The following is a 13001-nucleotide window of genomic DNA, read 5'->3' on the forward strand; positions in this document are numbered from 1 at the left end:
CTTATTGAATATTCTTGCACTCATCTTTTAAATTCTTTAATAAGTTTGAAGAGTTTTTTTCAAAACATTGATCAATTACAGTTGTATTCTGGGGATTGTAGTCTTTAACTATCTTTTTCAAGCTCTCTCTAAACTCTCTAGGTGAGTTAGACTCCGATGCTGTAATTAATCCTTTAAGGTTTTCGTAGAAACACTCTGATAGAGGCCTTGATTTTGCTACTTTCACGAGAGAGTGTGTTGTAGGAAGAATATTCTCTTCTTTAATAAGTAGCTCTTCATAGAGTTTCTCACCAGGTCTTAATCCAGTGAAAATAATACTAATATCATGATTTAAGCGAAGTCCAGCAAGTGCTATCATTTGCTTGGCTAGGTCTACAATCTTAACTGGAGAGCCCATATCTAGAACAAATATTTCTCCGCCATTACCTATAGTTCCGGCCTGCAGAACTAGTCTGCTTGCTTCTGGGATTGACATGAAATATCTTTCGATATCTTTGTGAGTTACTGTAATTGGACCGCCATCTTGAATTTGTTTTTTGAAAAGTGGTATTACGCTCCCACTGCTCCCTAAGACATTACCAAACCTAACTATCATAAATTTAGTTTTACTTGTTTCTTTTTGCGTATGCAAGCAGACCATTTCGGCAGTTCTCTTAGTTGCGCCCATCACGTTTGTGGGATTTACTGCTTTGTCTGTGGAAATTAAAACAAATCGATCAACAAGATACTTACTTGAAATCTCGGCAACTGTTTTAGTGCCTAGTATATTGGTTTGAACTGACTGATAAGGATTCTCCTCCATAAGAGGAACATGCTTATAAGCTGCAGCGTGAAAAACAATCTCTGGTTGAAACTTCTTAAATGTACATTCAACAGAGTCCCTGTTCTTTACGTCACCAATTATAGTCGTGTAATTGAGTTGTGGATATGTAATTTTAAGATTCCTTTCTAGCTGGTATAAGTTAAACTCATTCTGCTCAAACAAGATAAGGTGCTTTGGCTTAAACTTTGCTATTTGGTTGCATAATTCAGAGCCAATCGATCCTCCTGCCCCAGTTACTAGAATCTTCTTTCCTGATAGCATATTTTCAATTGAAGTTGTGTCTAGTACAACTTGCTTTCTACCTAAAAGGTCCTCTGGTTCAAGATTTCTCAGTTGGGAAAGGTAGCTTTTCTTCCCAAAGAAGTCTGTCATTTTCGGAATCGTTTTGATTTCGACATCCAAATCGTTACATGAGTCGACGATCATTCTTAATAGGTCTGGACTCGCATCGGGTATAGCTATGAAAATTTTTGAAATATTTCTGTCTCTAATTATTGAAGTGTAGTGTTCTTGCTGTCCAAAAATAGGTAGACCGTGCAAGTGTCTTCCGTGATCAGTTTTATTAACATCTAGAAAAGCTACTACTTTTATCTCAAGGGACTTCTGTGCGCGAATTTCTCGAAATAACCTTTCTCCTCCAGAGCCTGTACCTACGATGAGAGCATTTTTATAATTTTTGGTGGTTACAAAGTTTAGATCATCCGTCAGTAGTCTGTAAGCAAATCTGGACCCTCCTAGGGAAACCACGAGAAGCAACCAGTCAATAATAAAAGCAGACCTTGGAATCATGTCCAATCTGTTAAATAAGAAAAATATTGAAGTTGATGTCAGCACTGCTATCGTAGCACCTTTAATTAACCTTAATAGGTCTGGAGTACTGGAGTATCTCCAGATACCTTTATAGAGACCGTTGAGATAAAATGTGAACGATTGAACAACTGTATTTATAATAAGAATGATTATTAAATATTCAAGAGGGATATAAGTAGGAAATAGATTCCCGTCTCGAATAGATAGCGCAAAGTAAAAACTAGTAAAAGCAAAGAAAGTATCACTTGTAATAGCAAGTAGAATTTTTTGTTTCGGCTTAAAATTTTGAATTTTCTGCAAAACGGTTGTCTTTTGCATAGCGTAGGCCTCTTCTATGTATAGTTTTATTATACATTTTTATCGTAAACGATATATTATTGCACTAAATAAAAGGAGAGGAGTTGTAGGTATTTTACAAGGCTCCTCGCCTAAATAGAATAATTTACATAATTTATCTATATTAAGATAAAGATAAATTTGCTAGGGTTGTCATTCAAATATGTTTAGGAGAGAGAAGTGAAGGTTTTTGATTTATCCATAGTTATACCTATTTATAATGAAGAGGATAATATAGCGGATTTATATCAAGAGATAGTGGAAGCTTTGTCTGGAGAAAATATCTCATACGAGATAATTTTTGTTAACGATGGTTCTAAAGATAAGTCGGAAGAGATTATTAATGAGATTGGGGCAAAAAACCCAATTGTGAAAGGACTTCACTTTAAAAGAAATTTTGGACAAACTGCTGCTATGGCAGCAGGGATTGAAGCTGGGACCGGAAATTTATTAGGTTTTCTTGATGGTGATCGCCAGAACGATCCAAATGATATTCCATCAATGTTGAAAGAGTTTAGTAACGGGTATGATGTAGTCGTTGGGTGGAGAAAAAATAGACAAGATGCAGTTGTATCGAGAAAAATTCCTTCAAAAATTGCAAATTATTTAATTAGAAGAATAGGAAAGGTTGAGGTTCACGATTTAGGCTGTACCTTGAAAATATTTAAAAGAGAGTTAATTCAAGATATTAAGCTTTATGGAGAAATGCACAGGTTTATCCCTCTCTATGCTGAAGCTGCAGGTGGTAGAATTAAAGAGGTGGTTGTTAACCATCGAGCGAGAGTTGCTGGAGAGACGAAGTATGGTATAAGTCGAACTTTTAAGGTAATACTAGACTTAATCGTAGTTAAGTTTCTTCTTCATTATTCAACTAGGCCAATGCACTTTTTTGGAATCTTTAGCTTTAGCTTCTTCTTAATGACTGTTGGGTGTAGCTTTGCTTTAATGTTGCACATGTACCTACATAAAATTTCGATGATACAGAGTCCTTTACTTGTTTTGTCGAGTGTTTTTCTTTCTTTGAGTGTTAATTCCATATTACTAGGATTAATCTCGGAATTATTAATGAGAACATACTTTAGCGGAAACGAAAAAACTTCGTACAACATTAAAGAAAGAGTGAACTTCTAAGAGATAAATATGTGTGGAATCGCTGGATATGTTGGAAGTGCTTCAAAGGAGACTTTAGATAGAATGATATCTAAAGTGAGATATCGTGGCCCCGATGAGATCAATACTCATGTTTCTAAAGTTGATTCTATTCACTTTGCTCACTCTAGGCTTTCTATTTTAGATATTACTACTGGACAACAACCAATGTTGGATGGTGATAATGTAATTGTCTTTAATGGAGAAATTTATAATTACTTGGAACTTAGGAATGAGCTAGTTTCTCTTGGTCATGACTTTATTACTGATCACAGCGACACGGAAGTTATTTTAAAGGGCTATGCTCAGTGGGGAGAATCTGTTCTAAATAAGCTCAATGGAATGTTTGCATTTAGCTTATACGACTCTAAAAATAAAATAGTTTTCTTTGCTAGAGATAGGTTTGGTCAAAAACCATTTTTCTATAGTCATGGGAAAAGCTTTGTCTTTTCCTCGGAGTTGCATTCTCTTTGTGAGCATGAAGAAATTAATCCTGTTGTGGATAAATTATCACTTGCAAAGTATTTTGCCTTTAACAGTATCCCTGCACCATCTACTATTTTTAAAAAAATTTTTAAATTGCCACCAGGATCGTACGGAATTCTTAATTTAGAGAAAAATTCATTATCTATTAAAAAGTATTTTTCGTATAAAATAAGTGAAGAATCAATGTCTTATAATGAAGCTTTGAGACTTTATGAGGATAAATTAGTTTCGAGTACTGAGAGGCATTTGAGGGCAGATGTTCCTATTGGTCTTTTTTTAAGTGGTGGGATTGACTCCTCAACTCTCGCATATATCGCTAAGTCCAAGCTTTCACAGGAGTTAGATTCTTATAGTATTGGCTTTGATGAAAAAAGCTTTGATGAGAGTTCGTTTGCTAAATTGGTTGCGAATGAGCTGGGGCTCAAACATCATCATAAAGTCGTAAAACTGGAGATGGTTGAAGATCTGATTAGCAAGATTATTCCTTTGATGGATGAGCCCATGGGAGATAGTTCAATACTACCTACCTATTTACTTTCTGAGTTTGCTTCTTCCTCTAAGAAGGTGTGTGTCGGTGGTGATGCCGCTGACGAATTATTTTTTGGTTATGACCCATTCAAGGCGCTTGGAGCTGCTAAGATATGCAGTTTAATACTTCCAAAACTTACGAGAAAATGGATTTATAAAGCGATTGATTATCTATTGCCTGTGAAGCATTCAAATATGAGTTTTGACTTTAAAGTGAGAAGATTTTTACGAGGCCTGCAGTATGACTCTAAGTTTTGGGGGATGATGTGGATGTCGTCCTTGGATCTAAGTGAAATTAATACTTTGTTAGAAGAAAATTATTCGTTAGAGGACCTTTTCCATGAATCTGGCGGGGAAAGTAGAAATGAAGAAGAACAGCTAGTCGATCATTTTTGTTCAAGCTACCTTCCTGGTAATATACTGACAAAAGTTGATAGGGCAAGCATGTATAATTCTCTCGAAGTTAGAGCTCCTTTTCTAGACAACGAGTTAGTTGAATTCTCTCAAAGACTTCCTCGAAATTTTAAATACAATAAAGGTAGAACTAAGTTTTTATTAAGAGATTATTTAAAGTCTAAGTTACCAGAGTCAATAGTTGAAAGACCAAAGAAAGGTTTTGGAGTACCTATGGCAAAATGGTTGTTAAATAAAGAAATTTTTAGATTTAAGAATGAGTCACAACTTTTAAATAAGAAGTTTATTAATGATAAAATTCATATGCATAGATCTTTAAGTGAAAATAATAAAGATTTTTTATGGAATTTATATGTTCTAGAAAATTCTTTTGCGGGGAAATATCTTTAAGGGATATTTGTTTAATAGAATAGCGAAAACCACTAAGCACGGGAAGATCATAGTCGTTAGCGGACTTCGATACATAAAGTAACTCCAAAATCCATCAGACCAAAATGTTAGGGTATAAATCCAAAAAATAAAGAAGCAGTAGACTCCGCTTTCTTTTTTAAAAAAAGGTCTAATTATATAATCATTAAATGTAGTTAAGAGGATTAGTGCAAAAACGGACAAAATAACTCCTAGTTTTCCTAGCATGAGGTAACCATCACCAATAAGTGTTGTTCCAGAGCTATGACCTTTTTGTTTTTTCATCTTGTCTAAAACATTTGTATGAAAGTTAATAGAGCCTTTTTGTTCTTGAAATCGTTTAAGTAAGAAGGATTTTTCTTTTCCGTCTACATAGGGAGAGAATTTGTAAATAATTTCTGCATCGTAAAAATTTCTCTGATAAATCTCAACTAGTTGATTTCCAATACCGTGATAGGAACTTTTGAGCTCTTTTGTAAAAGTTGTTTTATGAATATTGCTATTTCGTATGGCCTTTCCCGTTACATAGATTATTGGAGTTATAACAATCAAAAAGATAGCGGCTTTTTTTAGAAAACGAACTGAATTATGATGAATTAATAGAAGAATAATAGGAAAATTCGTTATAAGAATAAACCCTTTACTCCCTCTAAGAACTGTTTCTAACAGAAGCCATAGATTAAAAATGCAAAAATAGATCAAAACATTTTTTTTACTTCTACTTTCTCCGTAGAGTGTTCTACCAATGAAAAGCGTAAAGAAAAATGGGAAAACAACTGATCTCGAGAGGTTTAGAATATGTTCGATCTTATAAGGTAGAACAGGTCGCTCTACGCCCATAGCAATAATATTGAGTTTATAAGATATAAAAGTAAATACAAATGGGATTAAAATTAGCAAGGGAATGATTATATATTTGGATATACTTTCTACATTCAACTCTGGGATGTTATTAAGCTTTGTCTTTGTTGAGGCGAGAGAGAAGAGTTGAAAAATCAAAAATGAAGTAAGGCAAAGTTCTCCAATGTATAAAGAATCCAGGTTAGAATTAAGATCTTTAAAAAATATAGAAAGAGTAATATACCCGAAGAAGCTGAGTTCAAAATATATCCACATAACTAAAAAAGTTAGATTTTTCTTAGAATTAGTTATGAGAAGAAAGAATCTTAGTAAAAGACAGATGGGGAATAAATAGCTAAAAGATCCTAAGTGATAGCAAGAGAATACATGTAAAAATGAGATAAAAACCATAAAGAAAAGCGTATACTTATTCAATGGAAGTTGCTTATTACCTTTTACAAAGTATCCCTTAAGGTCTTGGATAAGTGAAATCATAAGTCCCTCTGCTTAATATATTCTTTATAATACCTTTCTCTAATATTGTCCCACGAATACTCTTTGTGAAATAAAGAAATATTTTTTTCCATCTCTGAATCATCATAGATTGTAGAGTTGCAAATCGCATCTATCCAAGCGGTTGTACTCTTTTCGTTATCAATAGTGACATAGTTTATGGGGTGATTGATGCCATCAAGTGAGAGTTTGCTACTGACCGTGATTAGTCCACTGGCCATGGCCTCTAAAACTTTATTCTTTATTCCGGCTCCTGAGAAAATAGGAGAAATAAAAAAACGAGCACTTTGTAAATATTTATCTAGATTTTCAACCTTGCCCGTTACAATTATATTGGGATGACCTTCTAGGTTTAGCATCTTTTGAGTAGGGTTAGCACCTACAAGGAAGATTCTGATCTCTTTATCTTTTTCAAATAACTTAGGGCCTAGGTCGTTTATGATAAAATCAACAGCTTCTTGATTGGGAGCGTAGTTGTAATTTCCGACAAAGAGGAGCTTCTTATTATCTCTACTTTGTTTAGAGTCATAGAATTGCTTTGTGTCTATGCCGTTTGGAATGAAAACAGGGCTTTTAAGTCCTAATTTATCTTTGGCAAATAAAGCATCGATGTCAGAAACAAAGTGACATTTTTTTATTTTTTTATAGGCGTTTTTTTCAACAACAGTACATTTTATATACTCGTAGTAATAAAGAAGCTTTTTTAATAAGCTTTTTTGAGCTTTATACTTTCTAAGCATGATTAAGCTGAGTGAATCTATTGAAGAGAAAAATACCTTTTCACTTTCATTAATTTGGTGGATTGCATTTATTAGAGCGACACTCGAAAGATGTATAATATCATATTTTTTAGAGTTCTTGTTTATAAACTCAATGAGGTCGTTGATTTCACTGATGGGGGATATATTATACGGAGTTAGAGATAGTAGAGATCTTAATTTGGATCGCTGCTTTACTCTCTTTTTAGTAGAGTAATGGTTTTCAATACAAGTGAAACTCGGAGGTTTACTGTCGAAAAATCGTGAAAGAAAATCAATGGTATAGAGATTATTTTCTTTAACAAGATTAAAGTTTATCTTATTAACCCCATTTAAATTCTCAGGGTAATATCCGTCTGGAGATACAAATAAAATTTTAAGTTTCTTGTCTTTCAATTGATGATTCTTTTTAAAAATATTAATAGTTTAGAACTTCTAATATATTTGATGTATTATTTAAACTAAGACAATATTCTAATGTAAATAGTATATTTTGTGTATAAAAACTAAATATATATAGTTAAGAGATTTAAATTGAAACTTAAAAAACTACTTTCATCTCCCGAGAATAAGACTTTTGCTTTTTTAGGCGTGGAGTATTCATTCAAAATACTTCTTGGAACTGCTGTTAGTGTTTGGGTTGCGCGTTATCTTGGGCCTAGGGATCTTGGTAATTTGTCCTATGTTATTTCCTTTGTGTTGGTATTCGCTCCAATTTTTACTATGGCCAGTGAAGAGGTGATAATAAGATCTCTTGTTCAAAATAAATCAAATCATAATTTTGTTATGGGAAGTAGTTTTGTTTTGAAAGTAATCGGATCTTTTGTTGGGATTTTGCTGGTAAATGGTCTCATTTATATTCTAAATAAAGATGAAGTACTTATACGGACGGGTGTTCTGATATATTCCGTAAGTATGTTTTTAAAATCATTTCAAGTCATAGACAATTATTTCTTATCTACAAGTAATATAAAAGTAATTTCTTATTCTAGAAATTTAATCATGCTGATCTTGAGTATTGTTAAGGTTGTTTTAATTTTTAATAATTCTCAGTGGCTGAACTTTGTCTTGGTAAGCTGCCTTGAACTCCTTCTTTATGCTGTGTTTTATATTTTTGTTTATTGTAAAAATGGTCATAACCTTTTGCAGTGGAGGTTTGATAAGAGCGAGTTCCGTGGTTTGGTGAAGCCGGTCGTTCCACTAGTTGTGATCTCATTTTGCTCTGTTGGAGTTGCTAAGCTAGATCAGATTATGATTATGAATATTAGTGGAAGTATTGAATTGGGACGCTATGCTGTTGCTGTAAAGCTTATTGAATTATGGCAGTTTGTACCCCTGGCACTGATTAGCTCATTATACCCTGCAATTGTCTCGAACTTTTCTACTTCTAAAGAGCTTTATGTATATGGCGTGAAGAAATTGTATGCTCTCATATTAGTTTTCTCTCTTTCTTTAGCCATTGGTACAACAATATTTTCAGACTTAGTCATAGAGTTACTTTATGGGCAGCAATATGATGGAGCAGGTGGAATACTTGCTTTATATGTATGGACAGTTGTATTCCTATATTTAACCATAGCGAGAAACAAAATTTTTATTATAGAGAGTTTATTAAATCTTGAGCTCGTTGTAGTTGTTCTTACTCTAATATTTAATGTTGCCTTAAACTACTTTCTTATACCTTCTTTCGGTGCGAAAGGGGCCGTAGGAGCCTCCATTCTCTCTTATCTATTTGCTAACGTAGTCGTTTCAATTTTTAGTGTTAAATTAAGGGGAGCTCTGTATTTAATGTGGGATTCAATTTTTTATATTAAAAAACTATTAAAAGGAAGGGATTCGCTGTGAACTATTTTTTAAGTATATCTATACCAACTTATAATAGATCAAGCTATTTGAAAGATACTATTGAGTGTTTCGCTAAGCAAATAAACGATCGCAAAGATATTCAAATTGCTGTTGCTGACAATTTTTCTACTGACGATACTGAAGAAATGATTAGTGAAATGAAGAAGAAGTATCCCTATATCAAGTACCATAAAAATAGTAAAAATTTAGGAGCAGATCGTAATTATTTAAAAGCAGTTGAGATATCTGATGGTAAGTTCTGTTGGCTCTTTGGAAGTGATGATCAAATATGTGAAAATGCTCTTGAGAAGGTGATATCTTCATTAAAAGATAAATGTTCCGATATCTTATTAATGAATAGATTAAATATGTGTCCCGAACTAAAAGAAGAGAGAGGTATACAAAGATACTTCCGTTCCGATGAAGAGTTTAGTTTAGATTTTTCAGAATTAAACAGCTATGTGAAATACTCTAACGAAGCATGCGATATTGCATCCATGTTTAGCTATCTTTCATCTATAGTTTTAAATAAAGAAAAATGGGATGTTGTAGATGTTGACAACTCATTTATTGGAGGAGCTTATATTCATGTTTCTAAACTATTTGGAATGATGAATAGAGGATGCTCTTTCCACTTTTTGCCGGAGGCCTTAGTGTTAAATCGTCAGGGAAATGATCACTTTGCAGGTTCGGGCTATGTTAAAAGACGGCTTATTGATGTGGGCTATGTCGATCTAGTTGAAAAAAGCTTCTCTGAAGAAAAATATAAAGTTCTTTTAAGAAAAATTGTAGAAAGAGAGTTTTTCACATTACCTAAAATCCTCGCTTTCAAAATGTGGACATATAAATATCAGACTAATAAGGATTTTCTGGAACTATTTAATGGATATAAGACTTTTGAGAATTACCCTCATTATCGTATACGGATGTGGTTTTTCAAAAATATACCTAATAGTGTCTTAAGGTTAATCTACCGAATTTTCTATTGATAGAGGTGAATTATTTTTGCTATTTGCTTTTCAATATTAAAGTGGTTTTCAACTTTCTCTCTATTTAGATTCTGTATCTTGCTGTAGTTAATTTTAATATTCTCTAGTTTGGAATTAAACTCTTCATTTGATTCAAATAATTGCTCAGAGTCGACAAGGTCTACATGACCAGAAACTCTAGATAGTAAGCAAGGCTTTTTACAAGCCATTGCTTCCAAAACAGCGTAGGGCATGCCTTCTCCTTTTGACGAGCTGACATATATATCAATATCTTTTAAAAATAGATAAGGATCTTCTACATTTCCTAGGAACTCGACATTCGACTCAATTCCTAGTTCTTCTACTAAGGCCAGTAGTTTTCTATGTTGAGGGCCATCTCCAGCTACTTTTAAATGGTATTGATTATTTTCATGAATTCGTCGAATCAAGTATTCATTATTCTTATGTTCTTCGAGGCGAGTTAGAGTACCCAGTACCTTTCTTTCGCAATTACTTTCTTCATTTTCGAGCTGAGGTAAGGACACACCATTTTCAACTACAAAAGATATATTCTCTGGAGCAAGACCAATTTTTTGAGCATTAGATTTTTCTGAATCTGAAACGAAAATCAATTTGTGAGTAAGTTTTGTAAGGGACTTATCAATAAAGTTTGAAATCTTCGAGAAAATGCCGTCTTTAATATGTATACCGTGGTAGGTATGAATGCATTCGACGCTAAATAGAGATAGAAGACGTGAGTAAAGACCTGCTCCTCTTCCATGAGAGTGAACAATGTCAATATTATTGCTACGGACAAAGTAAAGAAGGCGAATGAAACTTAAAATTGAAAACTTTCTATGGGGTAGAGAGAAATGCTCACTAGATCTAGATCTAAATTTTTCGCCATAAGGAGCACTAACTGGAGAAGCAATGAAAAGTGATTTAGTGGGAAGTCTACTAGCAATATCTAGGACATGCTTAGGACCTCCTCCGTGATCAGATCTAAGTGTGATCAATAGGACTTTTTTCATTTTTCTTTTATAGACATAAAGCGAAGTTTAAATAACGTAAAAATATAAGTGATGATAAATTTGCCTAAATTTCTCTTTGTTTCTCCAAACATTCTTTGCTTAAAGCTAAAAGGAATTTCTTTAATAGAGAGACCTTTGTAGATTCTGATTAGCTTGTAAAGAATCTCTTCTACGATATCAAAATTTTCACATTTTAAAGTTAATGATTTGAGTTTTTGCCCATCGTACAGTCTAAAACTATTCGAAACATCCTTGCATTTGATATTTAGAACAAAAGCAAATCCCCAGTTCACAATTTTGCTCATTAGTATCAATATAGGGCTATTTTCTGTGTGCCCCCCTTTCATATACCGTGAAGCAATAATAACGTCAGAAGAATCTTTTTGAGAATATAGACTCTTTATAAACTCAGGATGATGTGAGCCGTCAGCATCCATAAAAACGATACTTTTACCAGATGCGTTGTTAATTCCTGTTCTTATGGCAGCTCCATAAGTATTACCACCTGTTCGGTTGACGTAGACCGCGCTATTTTCCGAACAAGCTTGAGGGGTTCCATCCATAACTTCTTCAGTATCTATAACGATGACTTCATAGGCAGAAGTTAACTCTGAGCAAACCTTATTAATTCTAGGAAGAAGAAGTCTTAAATTCTCTTCTTCTAGGTAGGCAGGTAAGCAAATACTTAACTCTTTGGTAAGCTCCATGAATCTCTCTTTTTTTTAATATTATAGTTAAATATACACTAATATTTTGATAGATTAATGTCTATTCAACAATTTAAATGACAAAGAGAGTCAACATGCGTGATGAGATTATTGCTAAGTCGAGAGAATTTTTTAAAGCAGAACTAGATAAGAAGAAGATGATTCCAGGCGAGTCCTATATTCCAGCTTCTGGAAAAGTTATGGACGAAGATGATATGGAAAACTTAATTGATGCTTCTTTAGATATGTGGCTTACTGCCGGAAGATATCACAAGCAATTTGAAAAAGAGTTTGCAAGCTTTATGGAACAAAAGTTTTGTCTACTCGTAAATTCTGGTTCGTCCGCAAACCTCTTAGCTTTTGCTGCACTTACTTCTCCTAAATTGGGTGATAGACAAATAAAAGCCGGCGATGAGGTAATTACTGTCGCAGCAGGTTTTCCAACAACAGTTAATCCGATTGTACAGCATGGTTGTATTCCTGTGTTTGTAGATGTTGAGCTTGAAACATATGAGCTTGATTTAACACAATTAGAGTTGGCCCTTTCACCAAAAACTAAAGCAGTGATGATGGCACACACTCTAGGTAATATGTTTGATGTTAAGGCCGTAAAAGATTTTTGTGACAAGCATGGATTATGGCTAATTGAAGATACTTGTGACGCTCTAGGAGCTAGATTTGATGGGAAGATGGCAGGGACTTTTGGAGATATTGCAACAGTCTCTTTCTATCCGGCCCACCATATGACTATGGGAGAAGGTGGAGCTGTTTTAACTTCTGAGCCGAAGCTTAAAAAAATAATTGAATCTTTTAGAGACTGGGGAAGAGATTGTTGGTGTCCTCCTGGTGTAGATAATACCTGTGGAAAGAGATTTGCCTGTCAATTAGGAGAGCTTCCTAAGGGATTTGATCATAAGTACACTTACACACATATTGGTTATAATCTAAAGGTAACTGATATGCAGGCAGCTGTTGGATTATCTCAACTTAAAAAAGTAAAGAAATTTATTTCTAAGAGAAATTCAAATTTTGATTATTTAAAATCTAAACTAAAAGGGTTAGAAGATAAATTAATCCTACCAAGAGCGACTGAGGGCTGTGAAGCAAGTTGGTTCGGTTTTTTGATCTCGGTCAAAGAAGACGCAGGAATTTCTAAGCAAGAGTTATGTGAGCACTTAGAGTCAAAGAAAATTGGAACAAGACAATTATTTGCAGGTAACTTAGTCAAACAACCACTCTATGTAGGCGTTGAGAAAAGAATTATAGGGGATCTTCCTAATACTGACTTTATTATGAATAATTCTTTTTGGGTTGGATGTTGGCCAGGACTTAACGAAGAGCACTTGGATTATATTGCAGACATCATAAAAGAGAAGCTTTCTTAG

The 13001-nt window shown here is 33.8% G+C and carries 10 protein-coding genes; 5 read left to right on the plus strand and 5 right to left on the minus strand.

Going from position 1 to position 13001, the window contains the following annotated elements; genetic code table 11:
• Position 1: 1 nt before the first annotated feature.
• On the minus strand, positions 2-1951 hold the full coding sequence (locus DPQ89_RS15015; protein ID WP_127717852.1) for a nucleoside-diphosphate sugar epimerase/dehydratase: 1950 nt from the start codon (positions 1949-1951) through the stop codon (positions 2-4).
• Positions 1952-2149: 198 nt separating this feature from the next.
• On the opposite strand from DPQ89_RS15015, the gene DPQ89_RS15020 reads away from it, so the two are divergent.
• Positions 2150-3100: a glycosyltransferase family 2 protein gene (locus tag DPQ89_RS15020; RefSeq protein ID WP_127717853.1), complete on the plus strand. Its 951-nt coding sequence runs from the start codon at positions 2150-2152 to the stop codon at positions 3098-3100.
• Positions 3101-3109: 9 nt separating this feature from the next.
• A complete protein-coding gene (gene asnB / locus DPQ89_RS15025) occupies positions 3110-4936 on the plus strand; it encodes an asparagine synthase (glutamine-hydrolyzing) (RefSeq protein ID WP_127717854.1) in 1827 nt (608 codons plus the stop codon).
• On the opposite strand, the gene DPQ89_RS15030 is transcribed toward asnB, so the two are convergent.
• Together DPQ89_RS15030 and DPQ89_RS15035 are read right to left on the minus strand one after the other, a co-directional pair.
• Positions 4904-6289 carry a hypothetical protein gene (locus DPQ89_RS15030; RefSeq protein ID WP_127717855.1) on the minus strand — a complete coding sequence of 462 codons (1386 nt, stop codon included), beginning with the start codon at positions 6287-6289 and terminating at the stop codon, positions 4904-4906. The genes asnB and DPQ89_RS15030 overlap by 33 nt on opposite strands.
• Positions 6286-7461 carry a glycosyltransferase family 4 protein gene (locus DPQ89_RS15035; RefSeq protein ID WP_127717856.1) on the minus strand — a complete coding sequence of 392 codons (1176 nt, stop codon included), beginning with the start codon at positions 7459-7461 and terminating at the stop codon, positions 6286-6288. Before DPQ89_RS15035 ends, DPQ89_RS15030 begins: the two co-directional genes overlap by 4 nt.
• Before the next feature lie 138 nt (positions 7462-7599).
• Here DPQ89_RS15035 and DPQ89_RS15040 point away from each other — a divergent pair, with 138 nt between their 5' ends.
• Complete coding sequence (locus DPQ89_RS15040; protein ID WP_127717857.1) at positions 7600-8910, plus strand: flippase; 1311 nt, start codon at positions 7600-7602, stop codon at positions 8908-8910.
• Positions 8907-9899 carry a glycosyltransferase family 2 protein gene (locus tag DPQ89_RS15045; protein ID WP_164848455.1) on the plus strand — a complete coding sequence of 331 codons (993 nt, stop codon included), beginning with the start codon at positions 8907-8909 and terminating at the stop codon, positions 9897-9899. Before DPQ89_RS15040 ends, DPQ89_RS15045 begins: the two co-directional genes overlap by 4 nt.
• On the opposite strand, the gene DPQ89_RS15050 is transcribed toward DPQ89_RS15045, so the two are convergent.
• Both DPQ89_RS15050 and DPQ89_RS15055 read right to left on the minus strand, forming a co-directional pair.
• Positions 9893-10909 carry a glycosyltransferase family 4 protein gene (locus tag DPQ89_RS15050; RefSeq protein WP_127717859.1) on the minus strand — a complete coding sequence of 339 codons (1017 nt, stop codon included), beginning with the start codon at positions 10907-10909 and terminating at the stop codon, positions 9893-9895. The genes DPQ89_RS15045 and DPQ89_RS15050 overlap by 7 nt on opposite strands.
• On the minus strand, positions 10906-11616 hold the full coding sequence (locus DPQ89_RS15055) for a glycosyltransferase (RefSeq protein ID WP_127717860.1): 711 nt from the start codon (positions 11614-11616) through the stop codon (positions 10906-10908). The genes DPQ89_RS15050 and DPQ89_RS15055 overlap by 4 nt, the downstream gene beginning before the upstream one ends.
• 95 nt (positions 11617-11711) lie before the next feature.
• Here DPQ89_RS15055 and rfbH point away from each other — a divergent pair, with 95 nt between their 5' ends.
• A complete protein-coding gene (gene rfbH, locus DPQ89_RS15060; protein ID WP_127717861.1) occupies positions 11712-13001 on the plus strand; it encodes a lipopolysaccharide biosynthesis protein RfbH in 1290 nt (429 codons plus the stop codon).

The sequence above is a fragment of the Halobacteriovorax sp. HLS genome, assembly GCF_004006665.1.
Classification (GTDB): Bacteria; Bdellovibrionota; Bacteriovoracia; order Bacteriovoracales; family Bacteriovoracaceae; genus Halobacteriovorax.